Source organism: Brevundimonas sp. AJA228-03, from assembly GCF_017795885.1.
In the GTDB taxonomy this organism is placed as follows: domain Bacteria; phylum Pseudomonadota; class Alphaproteobacteria; order Caulobacterales; family Caulobacteraceae; genus Brevundimonas.
Window position 1 is genome coordinate 1173581 of sequence record NZ_CP059297.1, and the last position, 21418, is coordinate 1194998.

General features: G+C 66.3%; 24 protein-coding genes. 14 read left to right on the top strand and 10 right to left on the bottom strand.

The annotated features are described in order from the left end of the window. Genes HZ989_RS05780 through flhA form a run of 3 tightly spaced genes read left to right on the top strand, consistent with a single transcriptional unit; the run spans position 1 to position 4401 of the window. Positions 1-1398, top strand: a complete 1398-nt coding sequence (locus HZ989_RS05780; protein ID WP_209322673.1) for a sigma-54-dependent Fis family transcriptional regulator — start codon at positions 1-3, stop codon at positions 1396-1398. Between the two features lies 1 nt (position 1399). Continuing rightward, a complete protein-coding gene (bla, locus tag HZ989_RS05785; RefSeq protein ID WP_209322674.1) occupies positions 1400-2299 on the top strand; it encodes a class A beta-lactamase in 900 nt (299 codons plus the stop codon). A gap of 14 nt (positions 2300-2313) precedes the next feature. After that, positions 2314-4401: a flagellar biosynthesis protein FlhA gene (gene flhA / locus HZ989_RS05790; protein WP_209323054.1), complete on the top strand. Its 2088-nt coding sequence runs from the start codon at positions 2314-2316 to the stop codon at positions 4399-4401. Here flhA and HZ989_RS05795 read toward each other — a convergent pair. Then, positions 4398-5153 carry a hypothetical protein gene (locus HZ989_RS05795; RefSeq protein WP_245162472.1) on the bottom strand — a complete coding sequence of 252 codons (756 nt, stop codon included), beginning with the start codon at positions 5151-5153 and terminating at the stop codon, positions 4398-4400. The two genes, flhA and HZ989_RS05795, sit on opposite strands and share 4 nt — an antisense overlap. A gap of 76 nt (positions 5154-5229) precedes the next feature. Here HZ989_RS05795 and HZ989_RS05800 point away from each other — a divergent pair, with 76 nt between their 5' ends. The 5 genes from HZ989_RS05800 (at position 5230) to HZ989_RS05820 (ending at position 8944) form a co-directional block, all read left to right on the top strand. After that, positions 5230-6759 (top strand): ATP-binding protein, encoded by a 1530-nt coding sequence (locus tag HZ989_RS05800; RefSeq protein ID WP_209322675.1) that lies wholly within the window; start codon positions 5230-5232, stop codon positions 6757-6759. Then, positions 6756-7187 (top strand): response regulator, encoded by a 432-nt coding sequence (locus HZ989_RS05805; RefSeq protein ID WP_305852216.1) that lies wholly within the window; start codon positions 6756-6758, stop codon positions 7185-7187. The genes HZ989_RS05800 and HZ989_RS05805 overlap by 4 nt, the downstream gene beginning before the upstream one ends. Beyond that, a complete protein-coding gene (locus HZ989_RS05810) occupies positions 7184-8224 on the top strand; it encodes a sensor histidine kinase (protein WP_209322676.1) in 1041 nt (346 codons plus the stop codon). Before HZ989_RS05805 ends, HZ989_RS05810 begins: the two co-directional genes overlap by 4 nt. Positions 8225-8232: 8 nt before the next feature. Then, positions 8233-8664: an NUDIX domain-containing protein gene (locus tag HZ989_RS05815; protein ID WP_245162473.1), complete on the top strand. Its 432-nt coding sequence runs from the start codon at positions 8233-8235 to the stop codon at positions 8662-8664. Between the two features lie 91 nt (positions 8665-8755). Then, the gene (locus tag HZ989_RS05820; RefSeq protein WP_209322678.1) at positions 8756-8944 is read left to right on the top strand and encodes a CsbD family protein; all 189 of its coding nucleotides are present in this window, start codon (positions 8756-8758) and stop codon (positions 8942-8944) included. Between the two features lie 64 nt (positions 8945-9008). Here the strand turns inward: HZ989_RS05820 and HZ989_RS05825 are convergent, their stop codons facing one another. From HZ989_RS05825 to HZ989_RS05835, 3 genes are all read right to left on the bottom strand, one after another. Then, positions 9009-9500 carry a hypothetical protein gene (locus HZ989_RS05825; protein ID WP_209322679.1) on the bottom strand — a complete coding sequence of 164 codons (492 nt, stop codon included), beginning with the start codon at positions 9498-9500 and terminating at the stop codon, positions 9009-9011. Between the two features lie 76 nt (positions 9501-9576). After that, positions 9577-10755 (bottom strand): VWA domain-containing protein, encoded by a 1179-nt coding sequence (locus tag HZ989_RS05830; RefSeq protein ID WP_209322680.1) that lies wholly within the window; start codon positions 10753-10755, stop codon positions 9577-9579. 20 nt (positions 10756-10775) lie between these two features. Continuing rightward, complete coding sequence (locus HZ989_RS05835; RefSeq protein WP_209322681.1) at positions 10776-11303, bottom strand: GNAT family N-acetyltransferase; 528 nt, start codon at positions 11301-11303, stop codon at positions 10776-10778. Positions 11304-11380: 77 nt separating this feature from the next. Here HZ989_RS05835 and HZ989_RS05840 point away from each other — a divergent pair, with 77 nt between their 5' ends. Together HZ989_RS05840 and HZ989_RS05845 are read left to right on the top strand one after the other, a co-directional pair. Beyond that, positions 11381-12301: a histone deacetylase family protein gene (locus HZ989_RS05840; RefSeq protein ID WP_209322682.1), complete on the top strand. Its 921-nt coding sequence runs from the start codon at positions 11381-11383 to the stop codon at positions 12299-12301. Positions 12302-12347: 46 nt separating this feature from the next. Further along, positions 12348-12998 (top strand): phosphoglycerate mutase family protein, encoded by a 651-nt coding sequence (locus HZ989_RS05845; RefSeq protein ID WP_209322683.1) that lies wholly within the window; start codon positions 12348-12350, stop codon positions 12996-12998. 3 nt (positions 12999-13001) lie between these two features. Here HZ989_RS05845 and HZ989_RS05850 read toward each other — a convergent pair whose 3' ends face one another. Both HZ989_RS05850 and HZ989_RS05855 read right to left on the bottom strand, forming a co-directional pair. Beyond that, the gene (locus HZ989_RS05850; protein ID WP_245162474.1) at positions 13002-13310 is read right to left on the bottom strand and encodes a type II toxin-antitoxin system PemK/MazF family toxin; all 309 of its coding nucleotides are present in this window, start codon (positions 13308-13310) and stop codon (positions 13002-13004) included. A gap of 13 nt (positions 13311-13323) precedes the next feature. Continuing rightward, the gene (locus HZ989_RS05855; RefSeq protein WP_209322684.1) at positions 13324-13539 is read right to left on the bottom strand and encodes an AbrB/MazE/SpoVT family DNA-binding domain-containing protein; all 216 of its coding nucleotides are present in this window, start codon (positions 13537-13539) and stop codon (positions 13324-13326) included. 110 nt (positions 13540-13649) lie between these two features. Here HZ989_RS05855 and HZ989_RS05860 point away from each other — a divergent pair, with 110 nt between their 5' ends. The 4 genes from HZ989_RS05860 (at position 13650) to dxs (ending at position 17134) form a co-directional block, all read left to right on the top strand. Continuing rightward, a complete protein-coding gene (locus HZ989_RS05860; protein WP_209322685.1) occupies positions 13650-13901 on the top strand; it encodes an exodeoxyribonuclease VII small subunit in 252 nt (83 codons plus the stop codon). Beyond that, positions 13901-14254, top strand: a complete 354-nt coding sequence (locus tag HZ989_RS05865) for a tRNA-binding protein (RefSeq protein ID WP_209322686.1) — start codon at positions 13901-13903, stop codon at positions 14252-14254. Before HZ989_RS05860 ends, HZ989_RS05865 begins: the two co-directional genes overlap by 1 nt. Further along, entirely contained in the window at positions 14254-15159 is a 906-nt protein-coding gene (locus HZ989_RS05870; RefSeq protein ID WP_209322687.1) for a polyprenyl synthetase family protein, read from the top strand. Before HZ989_RS05865 ends, HZ989_RS05870 begins: the two co-directional genes overlap by 1 nt. A gap of 64 nt (positions 15160-15223) precedes the next feature. Next, on the top strand, positions 15224-17134 hold the full coding sequence (gene dxs / locus HZ989_RS05875) for a 1-deoxy-D-xylulose-5-phosphate synthase (protein ID WP_209322688.1): 1911 nt from the start codon (positions 15224-15226) through the stop codon (positions 17132-17134). 31 nt (positions 17135-17165) lie between these two features. On the opposite strand, the gene panD is transcribed toward dxs, so the two are convergent. The 4 genes from panD to mraY all read right to left on the bottom strand — a co-directional run bounded on the left by panD (position 17166) and on the right by mraY (position 21412). Next, positions 17166-17522, bottom strand: a complete 357-nt coding sequence (gene panD / locus HZ989_RS05880) for an aspartate 1-decarboxylase (RefSeq protein ID WP_209322689.1) — start codon at positions 17520-17522, stop codon at positions 17166-17168. A gap of 100 nt (positions 17523-17622) precedes the next feature. Then, on the bottom strand, positions 17623-18813 hold the full coding sequence (locus HZ989_RS05885; protein ID WP_209322690.1) for an FtsW/RodA/SpoVE family cell cycle protein: 1191 nt from the start codon (positions 18811-18813) through the stop codon (positions 17623-17625). A gap of 6 nt (positions 18814-18819) precedes the next feature. After that, positions 18820-20298: a UDP-N-acetylmuramoyl-L-alanine--D-glutamate ligase gene (murD, locus tag HZ989_RS05890; RefSeq protein ID WP_209322691.1), complete on the bottom strand. Its 1479-nt coding sequence runs from the start codon at positions 20296-20298 to the stop codon at positions 18820-18822. A 4-nt stretch (positions 20299-20302) separates the two neighbouring features. Next, positions 20303-21412, bottom strand: coding sequence for a phospho-N-acetylmuramoyl-pentapeptide-transferase (mraY, locus tag HZ989_RS05895; protein WP_209322692.1), 1110 nt, complete (start codon positions 21410-21412; stop codon positions 20303-20305). Between the last annotated feature and the right edge of the window lie 6 nt (positions 21413-21418).

Genomic DNA, 21418 nt, shown 5'->3' on the forward strand with positions numbered 1-21418 from the left:
ATGCGGCTTCTGGTGGTTGGACGGCTCTCGGGCCAGCTCGCGGCGGCGGTGAAGATGGCCATGGCGCACGGCGCCAAGGTGAATCACGTCGAGCGCACCGATCAGGCGACGGAACAGCTCCGGCGCGGGCAGGGGGCCGACCTGCTCATGGTCGACTACAACCTCGACATCGGGGCCCTGATCGCTGCCAACGAGGCCGAGCGGATTTTCGTGCCGGTGGTCGCCTGCGGTGTCGACAATGATGCGGACAAGGCCGCCGCCGCCATCCGGGCGGGGGCCAAGGAGTTCATCCCCCTTCCGCCCGAGGCCGACCTGATCGCCGCCGTTCTGGCCGCCGTCGCCGATGACGAGCGTCCGCTGATCTCGGCGGATCCCTCGATGCAGGCCGTCATCAAGCTGGCCGACCAGGTCGCGCGCTCCGAGGCCTCTATCCTCATCACCGGCGAAAGCGGCGTCGGCAAGGAGGTGATGGCCCGTTACCTCCACACCCATTCCAAGCGCGCCGAACGCCCTTTCATCAGCGTCAACTGCGCCGCCATCCCCGACAACCTGCTGGAATCCGAGCTGTTCGGACACGAGAAGGGGGCCTTCACCGGAGCGGTCGCCCGGCGGATCGGCAAGTTCGAGGAGGCCGACGGAGGCACCCTGCTGCTGGACGAAATCTCGGAGATGGATGCCCGGCTCCAGGCCAAGCTGCTCCGCGCGATCCAGGAGCGGATCATTGACCGGGTCGGCGGCACCAGGCCCGTGCCGGTCAACATCCGCATCATCGCCACCTCCAACCGCGATCTGGCCAAGGCCGTGGCCGAGGGCACGTTCCGCGAGGACCTGCTGTACCGCCTGAACGTCGTGAACCTGCGCCTGCCCGCCCTGCGCGAGCGGCCGGGCGACGTGGCGGTTCTGGCCGACCACTTCGTCAAGAAATACGCCGCCGCCAATGGCGTGCCGGTGCGGCCGCTGTCGCTGGACGCGCGCCGTGCGTTGGCCGCCCACCGCTGGCCGGGGAATGTGCGGGAGCTCGAAAACGCCATGCACCGTGCGGTCCTGCTGGCCATTGGGTCGGAGATCGACGCGGAGGCCATCCGCCTGCCGGACGGACAACCCCTGATGGGGGCAGTGGGAGGGGCGGTCGACAATGGACTGGCCGGTCGCGCCGCCCAGACCGCCGATGCGGTGTCTCGCGCCTATGTCGGCCAGACCGTCGCACAGATGGAAAAGAGCCTGATCCTCGACACCCTGACCCACTGCCTGGGCAACCGGACCCATGCGGCCAACATCCTGGGCATCTCGATCCGGACCCTGCGCAACAAGCTGAACGAATATGCCGACGAGGGCACGCAGATCATGGCCCCCCAGACCGGCATCGCCACCGCCGGCTACGGCGTGAGCGCGGCCTGAAATGGTCATCGCGGACCGCAGAAGTGTCCTGACCGGCCTCGGTGCAGTCGGCCTGATGGGCTGTGCCCCAAAGGCGTCGCCCGCCGCTGCGTCGGCACCGGCTGTCCCTGAAGTGTTCGACCTGTCCGCGCTCGAAGCAGAACACGGCGGCCGCTTCGGCTTCTTCGCCCACGACCTCGGCTCGGGCCGTCGGCTGACCGCGCGCGGCGATGAGCGGTTCGTCTATTGCTCGACGTTCAAGATGTATCTGGCGGCCGCGATCCTGATGCGGGTCCAGGCCGGTCAGGAACAGCTCGACCGGGCCATTCCGATCACCCGTGCCGACATGCTCGACCACGCCCCGGTGACCGAACCCGCCGTCGGCGGGAGCCTGACCGTCGAACAGTTGATGAAGGGCACGGTCGAGGTCTCCGACAATCCGGCCGCCAATCTGCTGCTGAAGGCGCTCGGAGGCCTCGACGCCATGCGCGCCTTCTATCGCGGTATCGGTGACATCTCGACCCGCGTCGATCGCTTCGAGCCAGAGATGAACCGGCTCGACGGCGACAAGGACACCATCACTCCGGGTCAGTCCGCCGCCAACCTGCACCGCCTGTTCGTCGACCCGACCTCGCCCCTGTCGGCGGAGTCGAAGACCATTCTGCTGGGCTGGATGTTCGCATCCCCCACCGGTGTCGACCGCCTCAAGGCCGGCGTGCCGGACGGCTGGCAGGTCGCGCACAAGACCGGAACCGGCGGGTACGGACCGACCAACGACATCGGCATCCTGTATCCGCCGACCGGTGATCCGGTCATCGTCGCCGCCTACTACCACGCCGGCCGCGACACCTCCGATGCCCGAAACGCCGCGGTGATTGCCGAGGCGACGCGGATGGCCCTGACCCGGCTGGGTCGCGCGTGACCGACACGCCTGTCATGATGAAGGACGGCATGGCCCGTCCGACCGGGGGGGACATCCGGGGCTGGCTGATGCGCGGCGAGGTCGGCATGGCTGTCGGCGTGATCGGCGTCATCCTGCTGCTGATCCTGCCGGTGCCGAAGTTCTTGCTCGATCTGTTGCTGGCCATCAGCCTTGTCTCGTCGGTGCTGATCCTGATGACGGCGCTGATGATGAAGCGGCCGCTGGACTTCGCCATCTTCCCGACGGTGCTGCTGATCTCGACCCTGTTCCGTCTGGGCTTGAACCTGGCCTCGACCCGGCTGGTCCTGACCCACGGTCACGAGGGTCACGATGCGGCCGGTGAGGTCATCAAGGCCTTCGGGGCGTTGATGATGGGCGGGGATTTCATCATCGGCATCATCATCTTCGCGATCATCCTGGTGGTGAACTTCGTGGTCATCACCAAGGGCTCGACCCGCATCGCCGAGGTCAGCGCCCGCTTCACCCTCGACTCGATGCCGGGCAAGCAGATGGCCATCGACGCCGACCTGTCGTCCGGCCTCATCACTGAGGAACAGGCCAAGCTGCGCCGCAAGGAACTGGAGCAGGAATCGACCTTCTTCGGGGCCATGGACGGCGCGTCCAAGTTCGTGCGCGGCGATGCTGTGGCAGGCCTGATTATCGTCTTCATCAACGCCATCGGCGGCATCCTGATCGGCACCGTCCAGCATGGCCTGCCGATCGGCGAGGCGGCCAACACCTATATCCAGCTCACCATCGGCGACGGTCTGGTCACCCAGGTCCCGGCTATCATCATCTCGATCGCAGCGGGCTTCCTGGTGTCAAAGGCGGGTGTCGAGGGCTCCGCCGACAAGGCCCTGGTCGCCCAGCTGGCCACCAACCCCGTCAGCCTCGGCGTGGTGTCGGCCGCCGCCGGTCTGCTCGCCCTGATCCCCGGCATGCCGATCATTCCGTTCTCGGCCCTGGCCATCGGCGCGGGCTTCATGGCCTGGCGTCTTGGCCGGGCGAAGCTGAAGCCCCCGCTCGTCGAGAGCGACGCCGTCAACGCCAAGCCCAAGGAAGACGTCGAGGAGCCCATTGGCACCGCCCTGACCATCGACGAGGTCAAGATCGAGCTGGGCTATTCCCTGCTGACGCTGATCAACGACCTGGAGGGCCGTCGCCTGACCGATCAGGTCCGGGCCCTGCGCCGCGCCCTGGCCCAGGAATACGGCTTCATCATGCCTTCGGTGCGTATCCTCGACAACATGCGCCTGCCAAGCCAGGGCTATGCCATCCGCATCAAGGAGATGGAGGCGGGTCAGGGCGAGGTGCGTCTGGGCTCGCTGATGGCCATGGACCCGGCGGGGAGTCAGGTCGAACTGCCCGGCGAACACACCAAGGAACCCGCCTTCGGCCTGCCGGCCACCTGGATCGATGAGAGCCTGCGCGAAGAGGCCACGTTCCGCGGCTACACCATCGTCGATCCCTCGACCGTGCTGACCACCCATCTGACCGAAATCCTCAAGGAGAACATGGCCGAACTGCTCAGCTATGCCGAGGTGCAGAAGCTGATCAAGGAACTGGGCGTCGAGGAAAAGAAGCTGGTCGACGAACTGGTGCCGTCGGTCGTCACCGTCACCACCCTGCAGCGCGTGCTGCAGGCCCTGCTGCGTGAGAAGGTGTCGATCCGCGATCTCGGAGCCATCCTCGAAGGTCTGGCCGAAGCCGCGCCGCATTCCTCGTCCGTCACCACCCTGGTCGAGCACGTCCGAACCCGCCTGGCCCGGCAACTGTGCTGGCAGTACAAGGGCGAGGACGGGGCCCTGCCGATCATCACCCTGTCGCCCGAATGGGAAAGCGCCTTTGCCGAGGCCCTGGTCGGCGGCGGCGAGGACAAGCAGCTGGCCATGGCCCCGTCACGGCTTCAGGATTTCATCCGCGCGGTCCGCGACGTGTTCGAACGCGCCGCCATGTCTGGCGAAAGCGCCGTCCTGCTGACCGGCCCGCAGATCCGTCCCTATGTTCGCTCGATCATCGAACGCTTCCGGGGCCAGACCGTGGTCATGAGTCAGAACGAGGTTCACCCCAGGGCGCGGCTGCGAACCCTGGGCAGTGTCTAGTCTACCCGCACGAACCCTCCCGCCGACGCCGCTCGCGCAGCGTCATTGGTGGGCCGGGCGACCAGGCCGGACTGGGTGATCCAGACCTCATAGGTGCCGCCATTCGCCATCGGCATATAGGCGGCCGAGCCGTACAGGGTGTCGACCGCGTTGACGTAGCGACGAGACCTGCGTGCCATGTCCCAGGCGCTCAGCGACCACGGCGTCTGGACGCCCGCTATCGTCCCGGGCTCCTCGACATGGAGGGCATGCACGCTGCGCGCGCCGGTGCGTTCCTGGTCGATGTCCTGATAACGGCCCGACAGCCGGTCCAGCCGGTACTGCGAGTCCAGACCCATCACATTGGCCCACGGCTTCCACTTCAGCACCTGCGCCTCCATCCGCCATTCATCGCCGTTGACGGGGTAGACCGCCGTGCGCGCGGGCAGGTCGTCCGTCGCGGGCTGGGCAACCGTAACCTCGAAATACCGGGGCGCCAGCTGCCGGACCGACAGGCTGGCGACCGGCCGCTCATAGCTCAGACGTGAATAGGTCTGGACGTTCTGGCCAAGCAGGGCCGCACCCAGCGCCGCCCCCAGCAGGACGCCGCCGGCCAGGGTGCCGAACAGTCCCCCGAAGAAGCGACGTTTGAAAAGACCGGCCAGGCCGCTGATCAGGATCAAGGCTCCGACGACGGCGACAGCCGTCGGGATGAACCACCACCACGACACCATGAAATCGAACTCCCTGAACGGCACAGCTTCTTGTCCCAATGCTCTAGCCTTGCAGATGTTACGCCACGAACGACTTCTCTGGACAGGCGATACCGCTCCGCTAAAGCACCGGGTTATGGTTTCGTTCTCGGACATCGTCTCGAACGTCGGCGCGCTTCTGCGGCAGCGCACGCTGGGACGCTCGATCGTCCTGCTGCTGTCAGTGGCGATCCTGCTTCTGCTGATCGTCAACGCCACCACCTTCGTGATGATCCAGCGTACGGCCGCGTTCAACGACCAGGTCGAGGCGGCCTGGCAGGCCCGACGCTCTGGCCGGCTCCTGCTGCTCAATCTCAAGGATGCGGAGACGGCCCAGCGCGGCTACGTCCTGACGGGACTGTACAGCTTTCGCATGGAGTATGACCGGGCGGTCCAGGCTAATGCCTATCTGGTCGACACTCTGGCCGAGCGGCTGGGAAACGATCCGGTCGATGTCTCGACGGTCGAAGCCGTGACACGCCTGTCGCGAGACAAGATTCTCGAAATGGGAGCGGTCATCGCTCTAAGTCAAACTGGGCAGGGCCAGCAGGCGACCCGGCGGATCGCGCAGGGGGGCGGCAAGGCCCTGATGGAGCAGTTGGAGTCCGAACTCGGCGATCTTGACCGCCGGATGGGCACCCGCCTTGCCCAGGGGCGGGCGCAGTCCGAGGGCTCGGCCACCTTCACGGCCGTCGTCAATGGAATCGCCGGTGTTCTGATCCTGCTGCTGGGAGCGGTCGTCTTCCTGCTGGTGTGGCGCTATCTGGCTGAACTCAAGGATGCTCAGGCTACGGTCGACCGTGTGAATGCGGGACTTGAGGAAACGGTGAAGGCTCGAACGGCCGCCCTTGTCCGCTCGAACGAAGAGGTGCAGCGCTTTGCCTATATCGTGAGTCACGACCTGCGGTCCCCTTTGGTCAATGTGATGGGTTACACGGCCGAGCTGGAGCAGGCCGGCAGGACCATCGATCTTCAGATGACCAAGGTCGAGACGGTCGCACCCGAGCTGCTGGAACGGGATGCGCTGACCGCCGCGCGAGAGGACATTCCCGAGGCGGTCGGATTCATCCGTGCCTCCACGGAGAAGATGGACCGGCTGATCAATTCCATCCTGAAGCTGTCGCGTGAGGGTCGGCGCAATCTGGTGCCGGAAACACTCGACATCGGCGGCATGACAGAGCGGATCGCTGACACCGTGCGCCACCAGCTTGAGGCTACCGAAACGGAGGTGGTCGTCGGCGAAATGGTGCCGATCGAGAGCGATCGCCTTTCGATGGAACAGATCCTGGGCAATCTGATCGACAATGCGGTGAAATACCTGCAGCCCGGTCGACCCGGGCGCATCGAGGTCAACGGCCGCGATCTGCCCGGCGGCTGGGTCGAATACGCGATCGCCGACAATGGTCGCGGTATCGCTGAAAAAGACCATGAACGGGTCTTCGAGCTGTTCCGTCGCGCGGGCCGCCAGGACCAGAAGGGCGAGGGCCTTGGCCTGGCCTTCGTCCGCAACAGCGTTCGCCGTCTGGGCGGTGAGGTCACGGTCGAGTCGGTTCCGGGCGAAGGCTCGACATTCAGACTGAAATTCCCCAGACGCCTCATCCTCGACGAGGCCGGAGACGCCCTTTGACCAACAAAAATCCTGGCAAGATCGTGATGGTCGAGGATGATCATGGTCAAGCCAAACTGATCGAGAAGAATATCCGCAGGGCCAACATCTCCAACGAGATCATCCATTTCGATCACGGCCAGCCGGCGCTCGATTATCTGTTCAGCGACGAGGTCCGCGCCAACGGTCCCATGATGATCCTGCTGGACCTGAACCTGCCGGATATGAGCGGCACCGACATCCTGGCCGAGGTGAAGAAGGACGATCGCCTGAAGAGCGCGCCGGTCGTCGTCCTGACCACCACCGATGACAAGACCGAGATCCAGCGCTGCTACGACCTGGGCTGCAGTGTCCACATCACCAAGCCGATCAACCATGAAAGCTTTGCGGGGGCCATCCGGCAGCTGGGCCTGTTCCTGTCGGTCATGCAGGCCCCGGACATCCAATGACCCCTGACAAGCCGTCCATCCGGCTGCTCTACATAGACGACGACCGTGGTTTGTCGCGGCTCGTTCAGAAGGAACTCGGCCGCCACGGCTTTGAGGTGACCCTCGCCGCCGATGGCGATGCGGGCGTCGCAGCGCTGGATGCCGACAACTATGACGTCTGCGCGCTGGACCACTACATGCCCGGCCGCGACGGGCTGGACGTCCTGCCGGAGTTGCTGCACCGCCCGGCACCGCCACCGGTCGTTTACGTCACCGGGGCCCAGGAAGGCCGGATCGCGGTCGCCGCCCTGCGGGCTGGGGCGGCCGACTATGTCATCAAGGACGTATCCGAGGATTTCACCGCCCTGCTGCGTTCGGCGCTGGAGGCTGCGCTGCTGCGTCGTCGCCTGGAGCGCGAGAACGAGGAGGCCCAGGAACTGGTACGCCTGGCCCGCGATCGCGCCGAAGCCATGCTGCGCGAGGTCAATCACCGGGTCGGCAACTCGCTGCAACTGGTCTCGACCTTCATGTCCCTGCAACTGCGTCACCTCGCTGACGAGGGAGCCCGCAATGCCCTGAGGGAGGCACAGGCGCGCATCGAGGCCGTCGCCCATGTGCACCGGCGTCTCTACACCTCCGGCGACATGGAGACGGTGGACATGCAGGCCTATCTGGAAGGCCTGGTCGACGAACTGTCCAAGTCCCTGGGTCCCGATGACTGTTCGCCCGTCATCATCCTGGAGGCCAGCGCCATGAGGGTCACGATCGATCAGGCCGTGTCGCTGGGGGTCGTGGTGACCGAGCTTGTCACCAATGCGGTCAAATACGCCTATGCGCCGGGTCAGACCGGCGAAATCCGGGTGATCCTGGAACCTGACTCAGCCGGGCGCGCCATCCTGACGGTCGAGGACGATGGTCCGGGTCTCGGCGACGGCAAGCCGAAGGGAACCGGTCTGGGCGGCAAGATCATCACCGCCATGGCCTCGGGCCTGCGTTCGTCGGTGGAAATCGACGGGGCGCACAAGGGCGTCCGCGCGCGTCTGGCCTTCGAACTTTGACACCCGCGTTGCAGTTCGGCGAGGCTGAGGCGGGGGCGACCTATCTGCTCCGTCCAGCCGTCTTTGGACTGGTCTTCCACGACGAAAAGGTCGCCTGTGTCCGCGTCACGCGCGACACGCCCTATCTCGACCTGCCCGGCGGTGCCGTCGATGGCGAAGAGACAGAACAAGAGGCCCTGACCCGTGAGTTCGTCGAAGAGACCGGGATGGCGGTCCGGCCGCTGGAACGCATCGCCAGGGCGGGTCAGTTCTTTCGCAAGTCCGACGGTGCCCCCGTCAACAATGTCGGCGGGTTCTGGATCGCTGAAATGCTCGCGCTCGATCCGGCCCGAAAGGTCGAGGCGGACCACGAACTGGTCTGGCTGCATCCTCGAACCGCCCTGGCCGAGCTTCGCCACGATGCCCACGCCTGGGCGGTGGCGAAATGGCTCAGGCGCTAAGCTCCAGCATACGGAACGCCTTTCCGGATCGTTCGCTCTGTCTGCTGAAGCGTCGCCGCTGTGGCCGACGCCGAACGACAGGAGCCTCCCCATGGCCGATCATGATCGCGTTGAAGGCGCCGCCAGGAACATCGGTGGCAAGATCAAGGAGGGCTTCGGCAATCTCACGGGTGACGAGAAGCTGAAAGCCGAAGGCAAGGCCGAGCAGGTCGCGGGCAAGGTCCAGAATACCATCGGTGGCCTCAAGGACAGCCTTCACGAAAACCACAAGCGAAACTAGGGCTTCCGTTCTCCGCATGAACGAAAGGGCCGCTCCTGTCGGAGCGGCCTTTTTGCGTTCCGGCTCAATCGCGGTCGCCAAGCCGGAAGGTCAGACCGCGGGTCTCTCCCGCCTCCGGCTCGCATTCGGTCACGAAGGCGACCGATCCGCCTTGCCGCGTGGGACGCGAACGGCAGTCGGCGATGCGGGGCGTCACGGTCTGTGCCGTGCGCCGCTCCGGCAGTCCGCATTGAAGCGGATAGGCACCTGTATCGTCCGGGGTGGCCAGACACGGCACCGGTTCGCCCGGTGGCTGAAGGCCCGCCGGCAGGCGATCCCCCAGGGCGGCCGACAATTCGCCCCGCACACGCGCCTGGCAGATCTCCAGGGACGCGTCCTTCCTGAGAAGCGGACTGCACTGCGACCGCTCCCAGCCGAACGGATCGGCGAGGGCCCATGCGGGCAGGTGCACGGCGGGTGCGACGGCCTCGGTGACGACCGGAGGTTCCGCCTGCGACGTGTCCCATACGGGCACCGTCTGTTGCAGTATCGTTGCCATCATCAGGGCGGTCAGCATCGGTGGCCTCCAGATCGTCGCGGACAGTGACACGGACGGCCGAGCACCGCATCTCACCTCTGCGTCACCGCACAGGCTAGCGCGTCAGGACCCGCATCGCCCGGTCCAGCCCGTCCAGTGTCAGCGGATACATCCGCTCGTCCATGACCTCGCTGAGCAGTTTCACGGAAGCCGTGTAGCTCCAGTACCGCTCGGCCACCGGGTTCAGCCACACCGACTTGTCCCATTGCAACCGCGCGCGCCGCATCCAGATCGCCCCGGCTTCCTCGTTCCAGTGCTCGACCGATCCGCCGGGCATGGTGACCTCGTACGGGCTCATGGTGGCGTCGCCGACGAAGATCGCCCGCCAGTCGCCATTGTAGCGATTGAGCAGGTCCCAGGTCGGGATTTTCTCGGAATGCCGACGGCGGTTGTCCTTCCAGACACCCTCGTAGAGGCAGTTGTGAAAGTAGAAGAATTCGAGGTTCTTGAACTCGGTCCGGGCTGCCGAGAACAGCTCCTCGCATAGTTTGATGTGGCCATCCATCGACCCGCCGACGTCCAGGAACAGCAGCACCTTGATCGTATTGCGCCGCTCCGGGCGCATCCGGATGTCGAGCCAGCCCTGCCGCGCCGTCCCGTCGATCGTGCCGTCGATATCCAGCTCCTCGGCCGCGCCTTCGCGCGCGAACCGGCGCAGGCGGCGCAGGGCCACCTTGATGTTGCGCGTCCCCAGCTCGACGGTGTCGTCCAGGTTCCGGTATTCGCGTTTCTCCCAGACCTTGGCGGCGCGTCCGTGTTTCGCCGGCCCGCCGATACGCACGCCCTCGGGATTGTAGCCGCCGTGGCCGAAGGGGCTGGTCCCGCCGGTGCCGATCCATCTGGACCCGCCCTCGTGGCGCTCCTTCTGCTCCTCCAAGCGCTGCCTGAGTGTTTCCATCAGCTTTTCGAAGCCGCCCAGCGCCTCGATCTCCGCCTTCTCCTCGTCGGTCAGGAATTTCTGATTGAGCAGCTTCAGCCAGTCCTCGGGCACGTCCAGCGTCGGCTCGTCGCCAGCGCCGATCGTCTCGATTCCTTTGAACACGGTCCCGAACACCTGGTCGAACCGGTCGTAGTGTTTCTCGTCCTTGACCAGGACCGCGCGCGACAGGTGATAGAAGTCCTCGACCCGCCCCCCGGCCACGTCCTTGTCCATGGCCTCCATCAGGTGAAGCCATTCCTTGGTCGAGACCGGCACTTTTGCCTGTCGCAGGGCGGTGAAGAAGGGGAGGAGCATGATCCGAACCTGAGCCTCGATCAGCCGCGCCGCAAGATGAACTCGTCGTCCAGCCATTTGCCGACCGGATACTGATATTCGCCCGCCTTCCCGAAACCATGGGCAGTGTAGAGTTTTTGTGCCTTTTCGTTGCCGCTCCAGACACCGATCCAGAGCGGGCCGTCGGTGTTGGCTTCCATCCAGTCCAGCGAGACCTCCAGCAGTCGCGTCCCCAGACCCAGTCCCTGGGCACCCCGGCCGACATACAGTCGCCGCAGCTCCATATGGCTCGACTGAGCCTCCGGGTGGGGCAGGGTGTTCGGCCCGGCGTTGGCGAAGGCCAGCAAGGCCCCCTCTCGCTCCGCCACCCACCAGGCCGCCCCCGGCTCTGCCAGTTTCGCGGCGATGGTCGCTTCGGCGAAGCTGGCGTCGAGGAAGGCCGTCAGGTCGGCCTCCGGATAGGGAATCGCAAAGCCGGTCACGAATGTATCGATAAAGGTCTGGCGGCCCAGCACGCCGAGGGCTGCGGCATCGTCGGGGCGGGCAGGGCGGATCCGGGCGTCTGTCATTCCGTCCCTGTGGAATGGGATGCGGACGACCTCAACCCCCATGTTGTTTTCGCGATGTCGCGGATAGTCTGCCGTCGATGTCCGTCGCCCTGTTCACCCACCCCGACATGATCGCCCATGTGCCCGGTGCAGGTCACCCCGAGCGCCCCGAGCGACTGGCTGCCGTACTGGCGGCGCTGGACGATTCGGACCTGTCGCTCGAACGTCGCGCCGCCACCGAGGCCGCTGTCGCCGATCTGGAGCGGATTCATCCGGCCGCCTATGTCACCCGCATGATCGAGGCCTCTCCCGCGCGGGGACTGGCCCAGCTCGACGCCGACACCGTCCTTTCCCCCGGAAGCGTCCGCGCCGCCCGTCTTGCGGCCGGGGCGGTCATCGATGCCGTCCGCGCAGTGGCGGAGGGTCAGACCGCCCGGGCGTTCGCCGCTGTCCGCCCGCCCGGCCACCACGCAGAACCGAACCAGAGCATGGGCTTCTGCCTGTTCTCCAGCGTCGCCGTCGCAGCCCGCGTGGCCCAGTCGGAGGGCATGGCCCGCGTCGCCGTGGTCGATTTCGATGTCCACCACGGCAATGGAACACAGGCGGCGTTCGAGGCGGACGACAGCCTGTTCCTGGTCTCCATCCACCAGATGCCGCTGTATCCCGGCACCGGTGCCCCGTCGGAGATCGGGGTCGGCAACATCGTCAATGTCGCCGTCGAGCCCCATGCCGCGCGCGAATCATGGCGCGCCCGTTTTGCCGGTGGCCTGATGCCGGCGCTCGACGATTTCGCGCCGGACCTGATCCTGATCTCCGCCGGGTTCGACGCCCACCGTCGCGATCCGCTGGCCCACCAGTCGCTGGAGGCCGATGATTTCGCCTGGGCGACCCGTGCGGTTCTGGAGGTCGCGCGCCATCGATGCGGCGGCAAGGTTGTCTCCTCGCTCGAGGGCGGTTACGACCTTGAGGGACTGGGCCGCTCGGCCCTCGCTCATGTCCGGGCATTGGGGGAGGCGTAACGAAGAGGTCCAGGCGGTTGCGCCGCCCGTATCTTCCGCCCTCACCATGATGCCAGACACCCTCGATCATCCTCCGGCCGACTCGCGAACGCACGCCACGGCGGCTTCGCGGGTGGTGGCGACCCGGACCGGTTCCATCACCCTGGCCCGCCATGGCGAGCCCGCCCTGTCGCGCAAATGCCTGCTGACGTCGGACCAGTACCGCGACTGGTGGGCGAAATATGAGCTGGGCGGATTGCTGGCCGGTCAGACCCCGCCGCGCGACCTGATCGAGACCGCCCAGGGGGTCGGCGTCATCTTCGCCTCCACCCGCCAGCGCGCCCAGGAGACCGCTGTCGCCATCTCGGCCGGGCGCGAGATCACCTCGGACGTCATGTTTATCGAAGCCCCCCTGCCGCCGCCGCATTTCCCATCGTGGTTCAAGCTGCCGCCCAAATACTGGGGAGCCGTCGCCCGCTTCTGGTGGCACGCCTTCGATCATCACGATGGCCAGGAAACGCGGGCCGAGGCCGAGGCCCGCGCCGAACGCGCCGCGCAAAAGCTGATCGCCCGCGCCGAGGCCGGGGAGGATGTGCTTGTCCTGGCGCACGGCTATTTCAACCACATGGTCGGCGGCCGGTTGAAGGCCGACGGCTGGAAGCTGGTTCACAACCAGGGCTTCAGATACTGGTCCCAGCGCCGTTACGAACGGGTCTGATCATCAGATCACGCCGATGATCGCGTTTCTGACGCGCAGCATCATTTCCATCTCTATTCGACCAACGGGCTCGGCCGCCGAGGCGTCGATTGTCGCGATCTTTGCCGTTCGAACGACGGAAGGGGCTGGCAGACCGGCGGTTTCATAACCGTCGCCGAACGAAACGTCCCTTGGCCAGGGCCGATTGTCCGCGCTCGTGATCATCAACACCCACAGGAACGCGCCCTGATCTCCGACCCCGCCGTTCGACACGACGAGCGCCGGCCGACGCTGGCGGGTGCTGCGATCAGTGTAGGGAAACGGAACGCGCACGACGTCCCCCTGCCTAAAAATCGGCATAGGCCTTGCGATCTGCGTCTCCATCCCATTCGTGGAAGGTCGCAAAGGGGTCGTCGCCGACCGGCCGTCGCACTTTTTTCAGGACCACGCTGTCTCCATCGATCTCGTACAGCAGTTCGTCGCCCTCGCTGAGACCGAGAGCGGCGCGCACGGCCTGGGGCACGGTGGTCTGTGCCTTGGATGTCAATTTGCTCGTGACCATGAGACCTCCACGGCGACAGTGTAAGGAATTTCCTTACCTCCTGCAATCGCCCCATCCTGTATTCGCTTCCCCGTTGAAGCGAGCGCATAGCCCCTCTAGGGTCGAGAGCGATGTCAGACGCAACGCCTTCCGTACCCGCCGATCTCAGCTTCGAGGACGCCCTGTCGCGGCTCGAGACCATCGTCTCGCGCCTGGAATCGGGTCAGGCCCCGCTTGAGGAATCCATCACCCTCTACGAAGAGGGCGCGCGGCTGAAGGTGCACTGCGAGAACCGTCTGAAGGCCGCCCAACTGCGCGTCGAGAAGATCGTCGTGGGGGCCGACGGCTCCGCGCGCGGCGTCGAACCGGCCGAGTTCAGCTGATGGAGACGGCGCTCGCAGACCGCATCGACCATGACGTCTTCACTGCCGTCGACATCCGCGTCGGTCAGGTCGTCCGCGCCGAGGCCTTCCCCGAGGCGCGGAAGCCCGCCTACAGGCTGACCATCGATTTCGGAGCCGACATCGGCGTCAAACGCTCCTCGGCCCAGATTACGCATCACTACACGCCCGAACAGCTGGCAGGCCGGAAGGTCGCTGCCGTCGTCAACTTCGCCCCGCGCCAGATCGGCCCCTTCATGTCCGAAGTCCTGACCCTGGGCTTTCCGGACGCGGAGGGCGAGGTCGTGCTGGTTGGCGTGGATCGCGACGTGCCGCTGGGGGGAAGGCTGTTCTGATGCGCCTGGCCGCCAATGCCCCCGTCCAGAGCGTCGCCGACCGTGTGGCCGAGGTCGCCGATCTGGTCACCGTGGCGCTCGATGAGCTCCTGCCGCGTGCCGACGGGCCAGAGTCTCGCCTGACCGAGGCCATGCGCTATGCGGCGCTGGGTCCCGGCAAGCGCCTGCGACCCTATTTTGCCATGGAAGCGTCGCGGCTGTTCGACATCGAGGAGCGGCCGGTGCTGCGTGCCGCCTGTGCGCTGGAATGCGTGCACGCCTACAGCCTGGTGCATGACGACCTGCCCTGCATGGACGACGACGACATGCGTCGCGGCCGGCCCACGCTTCATCGCGCCTATGACGAAGCCACCGCCGTCCTGGCCGGGGACGCGCTGCAGACCGCCGCCTTCGACATCATCCTGCACGAGGATACCCACGAGGACGCCAACATCCGGTGCGCCCTCGCGGCCCGCCTGTCGCTGGCCTCGGGCGCGCGGGGCATGGCGGGGGGGCAGATGGTCGATCTGCTGGGCGTCCGCGACGATCTGGAAGGCGTCGCCCGGATGCAGCGGCTCAAGACCGGTGCCCTGTTCACCTATGCGTTCGAGATCCCGCTGATCGTCGCCCGGGCCAATGAGCGGCACTGTCAGGCCCTTACCGACTTCGCCCACGACATCGGTCTGGCCTATCAGATCGTCGACGACCTGCTGGATTTCGACGGGGACGAGGCGGTGCTGGGCAAGGCGGCCCAGAAGGACGCGGCCCAGGGCAAGACCAACTTTGTAACCCTGCTGGGCGTCGATCAGGCGCGTCGTCGGGTCGCGCAGCTGGCCGATCAGACCCGCGGACACCTCGACGTGTTCGGCCCCGACGCCGAAAACCTCAAGGCCACCGTGGACTTCGTGCTAAATCGAAGGTCGTAGTGAGGAAACGTCCGGCGTCAGACCGGCCGACAAACAGTCAATAAAGCCAAGGTTTGCGCGTTCGATGCCCGACACTCCGCTTCTCGACAAGGTTCACGTCCCCGGCGACATGCGCGGGTTCGATGTCGCCCAGCTAAGGCAGCTCGCCGACGAGTTGCGGGCCGAGACGATCGATGCGGTCTCCACCACCGGCGGGCACCTGGGCGCTGGCCTCGGCGTGGTCGAGCTGACCGTCGCCCTGCACCATGTCTACAACACGCCGGACGACATTCTGATCTGGGACGTCGGCCACCAGTGCTATCCGCACAAGATCCTGACCGGGCGTCGCGATCGCATCCGCACCCTGCGCATGGGCGGCGGGCTGTCGGGCTTCACCAAGCGGTCCGAGAGCGAATACGACCCGTTCGGCGCGGCTCACGCCTCGACCTCGATCAGCGCGGCGCTCGGGTTCGCGGCCGCCCGCGACCAGCAAGGCAAGAAGAACAAGGTCGTCGCCGTCATCGGCGACGGCTCCATGTCCGCCGGCATGGCCTATGAGGCGATGAACAACGCGGCCGAGACGACCGGCCAGCTGACGGTCATCCTCAATGACAACGACATGTCGATCGCCCCTCCGGTCGGCGGCATGAGCGCCTATCTGGCCAAACAGGTCTCGGGCGGTGCCTATCAGAATTTCCGCAAGTTCGGCCGCGAGGTCGTCCAGCACATGCCACGCCCGTTCCGTGAGGCTGCGCGCAAGGCCGAGGAATACGCGCGCGGCATGATTGTCGGCGGCACCTTCTTCGAGGAGCTGGGCTTCTATTACATCGGGCCCGTCGACGGGCACGACATGGACAACCTCGTTCCCATCCTGAAGAACGCCGCCGCCATCACCGACCGTCCGGTGGTGGTCCACGTCGTGACGCAGAAGGGCAAGGGCTATGCCCCCGCCGAGACCAGCGCTGACAAGCTGCATGCGGTGGTCAAGTTCGACGTCGTCTCGGGCAAGCAGTCGAAATCGGTCTCCAACGCGCCCAGCTACACCAAGGTCTTCGGCACCGAACTGATCAAGCGCGCCGCGATCGACCCGTCCATCGTCGCGATCACCGCCGCCATGCCGTCCGGCACCGGCCTCGACCTGTTCGGCCAGGCCTTTCCCAAGCGCACCTATGACGTCGGCATCGCCGAGCAGCATGCCGTGACCTTCGCCGCCGGTCTGGCCGCCGACGGCATGAAGCCGTTCTGCGCCATCTATTCGACCTTCCTGCAGCGGGGCTACGACCAGGTCGTCCACGACGTGGCGATCCAGAAGCTGCCGGTCCGGTTCGCCATGGATCGCGCCGGCCTGGTCGGGGCCGACGGCTCGACCCACGCGGGGTCGTTCGACATCGGCTATATGGGCGCGCTGCCGGGCATGGTCCTGATGGCGGCGGCCGACGAGGCTGATCTGGCCGCCATGATCGCCACCGCCTGCGAGATCGACGACCGACCCTCCGCCTTCCGCTATCCGCGCGGCGACGGCGTGGGCGTGGAGATCCCCGAGCTGGCCGACCCGCTGGAGATCGGCAAGGGGCGGATCGTGCGCGAGGGGACCGCCGTGGCCATCCTGTCGTTCGGCACCCGGCTGCAGGAATCGCTCAGGGCGGCGGACCTGCTGGCCGCCCACGGCATCTCCGCCACCGTCGCCGACGCACGCTTCGCCAAGCCGCTGGACCAGGACCTGATCACCCGCCTGGCGCGGGAGCATGAGGCGCTGATCACGGTGGAGGAGGGGGCCATGGGCGGCTTCGGCGCCTTCGTGCTCCAGTTCCTGGCGTCGGAAGGCGCGCTGGATGCCGGCTTGAAGATCCGCACCCTGCACCTGCCCGACGTCTTCCAGGACCAGGACAGCCCCGCCGCCCAATACGTCACGGCTGGCCTTGATGCCGACCATATCGCCGCCGCCGCGCTGAAGGCGCTGGGGGTCGAGGCGGCTCGCGGGGCGGTCAGGGCGTAATCACTCCCCCGGTGGGGAGAGGGCGAACAATTCAGGCCGCTTTCTTCACCGCATTGCCGTCGTCCAGCAGCACGACCGTCGGCGACCACTGGCGCGCCTCCTCGACCGGCAGCTGGCCATAGGTGACCACGATCACCTTGTCGTTCTTTTGCACCAGCCGCGCAGCCGCGCCGTTCACGCCGATCACTTTCGACCCGCGTGGGGCCTCGATCGCATAGGTGGTGAAGCGCGCGCCATTGGTGATGTTCAGCACATCGACCTGCTCGTTGGGGAAGATCCCGGCCGCATCCAGCAGATCGCCGTCGATGGCGATGGAGCCTTCATAATCCAGGTCGGCCTGCGTCACCGTCGCGCGGTGCAGCTTGGCCTTCATCATGGTGACCAGCATGGGGAGTGCGGTCCGATCGTGACGCGGGGCGATAAGCCCCCGCTCGCAGGCAGCCCATATAGGGATTTTGCAGTGCGGCATCAATCGCGATGCCGATCCGTTACGACATCAGAAGGCGACGCGGCCGGGCCAGGCTGGCTCCCGGCTCGTAGGCTCCCGGGCGACGCCGCGTCAGGGCCAGGGCGAAGCCCATGGTCACGCCCATGGCCAGCATGGAGGAGCCGCCATAGCTGATGAAGGGCAGGGTCATCCCCTTCGTCGGGATCAGGTTCAGGTTCACAGCGATGTTGATCGAGGCTTGAAGCCCGATCAGCATGAACAGGCCGGCCGCCGCCGTCTGCTCGAACGGATCGTTCAGCTTCATCGCTCTCCGCATGCCCCGGATGACGATGAAGGCGTAGAGCGCGATCATCGTCAGGCTGAGCACCAGGCCAAACTCCTCGGCCCCGACCGAATAGATGAAATCGGTATGCAGGTCAGGCACCGAGCGCTTCATGACCCCCTCGCCGATGCCACGCCCGACCAGGCCGCCGGCGCGGATGGCCTCGGAGGCGCGGTCGATCTGGTGGGTGTCCTCGATGCCGGGCGAGAGGAATTTGGCAATCCGCGCCTGGACGTGGGGGAAGAGCAGATAGATGGCGCTCATGCCGGCCGTGAATACGCCCATCAGCACCGCGACCCAGCGCAGCGGTACGCCCGCCATGAAGAAGACGGCCATGAAGGTGGTGGTGATCAGCAAGGTCTGGCCGATGTCGGGCTGGATCAACAGCAGGGCGACCACGACCGTGTAGAAACCGAAGGCGATGGAGACGCCCGGCACGCCCTGGCCCTTTTTCCCCTCCGCAAACATCCAGGCCGCGAAGACGATCAAACCGGGCTTGGCGAACTCACTGGGCTGCAGGCTGAACGGACCCAGATTCACCCAGCGGGCGGCCCCCTTCACCGTGTCGCCGATGAAGGGCAGCATGGCCATGACGATGATCGCTCCCAGCAGGGTCAGGACCGCGATCCGGCGGACGCCGCGGGGGCTGAGCAGCGAAAGAGCCAGCATGCCGCCGATCCCGCAGGTCGCGAAGACGATCATCCGCCAGGAATAGTGGAACTGGTCGGTGATGGACTCGTCGGCCAGGATGGCGGCGGGCGAGGAGGCGAAGCTGAGCGCCACGCCAAGGCCGATCAGCGTCAGGGCGGCACCCAGCAGCGCCCGGTCGACCGTCCAGAACCACTGCGCAATCGGACTGGGGTCGTTGCGCGAGAACGGATGGCTATAGGGGGCGGTCGCGTCGGTCATGGTTTCTCAACCATGAACCGAAGGGGTAGCTCCGAGGTTAAGAACGGCGGCCCGAAACGCCTCTCCCCGCACCTCGAAGTCCGGAAACTGGTCGAAGCTGGCGCAGGCAGGGCTGAGCAGCACGACCTGGTCGCCACCGGCGGCCCGGGCATCGGCGGCGGCGAGGGCGACGGCGGTGGCCATGTCCCCGGCGATGACATGGGGCGTGTCGCCCAGCGTGCGGGCGAAATCGGCAGCGGCCTCGCCGATCAGATAGGCCTTCGCGATGCGGGGAAAGAGATCGCGCAGGTCCTGGATCCCGCCGTCCTTGGCCCGGCCTCCGGCGATCCAGAAACTGGTCGGATACGACATCAGCGCCTGGCGGGCGGCGTCGGCATTGGTAGCCTTGGAGTCGTTGACGAACCGCACGGGACCGAGGCGGCCGACGGTCTCCATCCGGTGGGCCAGGCCGGGGAAGGTCATCAGGCCCTCGACCGCGGCCTCGTTCGACACACCCAGCGCGCGGGCGGCGGCATAGGCGAAGGCGGCGTTCTGGGCATTGTGTCGGCCGGGGAGAGAGCGGGCGGTGGCCAGGTCGGCGACAAGGACAGAATCAGCTGTCAGCTCGCCGGCCGTCGCGTCCAACTCCATGAACCGGCCTTCCGCGAACGCCTTCCCCCGGGCGGGATTTAGCCCGTCCAAAGCGGTCGGAGAGAACCCTCCGCGTCTGTCGCTCCCCACAATAACCGTCTGGGTCGTGACGGTCGTGTAGCGCACGGTTCGGCCACTGAGCGCCGTCAGCATGGCCCTGCCCCAACGATCATCGATGCCGACGACCGCCAGCTGGCCTTGCCCCATCTGCTGAAACAGCCGCGCCTTCGCCGCGACATAGCCTTCCATGCCGCCATGGCGGTCGAGGTGGTCGGGGCTGATGTTGGTCAGGATGGCGACGTCGGGCGCGAAGGTGGTGGTCAGGTCCAGCTGATAGCTGGAGACCTCGATCACATAGACGGCGTCCGGGGTCGGGGCCGGCAGGGCCAGCACGCCGATGCCGATGTTGCCGCCGATGTGGACGGTCAGCCCCGCCTGTTTCAGCACCCAGCCGATCAGGGCCGTGGTGGTGGACTTGCCGTTGGTGCCGGTGATGGCGACGACGCGGGGACGCTGCGCCTCGGGGAGGGTGGCGAGCGCCCGAGCGAACAGTTCGATGTCGCCGATCACGGGGACGGCGGCGGCGCGGGCCTTGTCGACGGTCCAGTGCGGCTTGGGGTGCGTCAGGGGCGCGCCGGGCGACAGGACCAGGGCGGCGAACCGCGACCAGTCGGCGGTGGTCAGGTCCTCGATCGTAAACCCCTCGGCCTCCGCCTGCATCCGGCCGGAGACGCCGTCGTCCCACAGGATGGGCAGGGCTCCACCGGCCTTCAGCGCGCGCGCCGCCGTGATGCCCGACCGGCCGAGGCCGAAGACGGCGACGCGGCGGCCCTCATAACCGGGGACGGGGATCATCGGCCTAGCGGAGCTTCAGCGTCGACAGCCCGACCAGGGCCAGCATGGCGGCCACGATCCAGAAGCGGATGACCACCGTCGATTCCGGCCAGCCCAGCTTCTCGAAATGGTGGTGGATGGGGGCCATCAGGAAGATGCGCTTCTTTGTGGCCTTGAACCAGGCGACCTGGATCATGACCGAGGCGGCCTCGATGACGAACAGGCCGCCGACGATGCCCAGCACCAACTCGTGCTTGGTGGCCACGGCGATGGAACCGAGCGCGCCACCGAGCGCCAGGGATCCGGTGTCGCCCATGAAGATCTTGGCCGGCGGCGCGTTGTACCAGAGGAAGCCGGTCCCCCCGCCGATGATGGCGGCGCAGAAGATGGCCAGCTCGCCCGCTCCCGGGACATGGTGGACGCCCAGATAGTCCGAGAAGATGAAGTTGCCGACCAGATAGGCAATGATTCCGAAGGCGGCCGCTGCCATCATCACCGGGACGATGGCCAGCCCGTCCAGCCCGTCCGTCAGGTTCACGGCGTTGGAAAACCCGACCATCGTGAAGGCGGCAAAGGCGACGTAGAACCAGCCGAGGTTCAGCAGGACGTTCTTGAAGAACGGAAAGGCGATCGACATCTCAAGCCCGGGGGACGTCGGTGAGCGGGTCGTCCAGAGCACGAACAGGACACCGGCGATGACCGAGACGATGACCTGGGCCACCAGCTTCTGTTTCGAAGTCAGGCCGGCCGAGGTCTGTTTCGTCACCTTGGCATAGTCGTCCACGAAGCCGAGCACGGCGAAGGCGGCCGTCACGCCCGACACGATCCAGATGTAGGGGTTGGTCAGGTCGCCCCACAGCAGCACCGACACGGCGATGCCTGCCAGGATCATCAGCCCGCCCATCGTTGGCGTGCCGACCTTGGACAGGTGGCTGACGGGGCCGTCGGCGCGGATCGGCTGACCCTTGCCCTGCTTGACCCGCATATAGGCGATGAAGCGACTGCCCATCATGACCGCGACGATCATGGCGGTTGCCATGGCCAGGGCGACGCGCACCGTCTGGTACTGGACCAGGTTCAGCAGCGGGTAATCCTTCGCCGCGTCGCCGAAATAGAGATAGAGCAGGTAGAACATCAGACG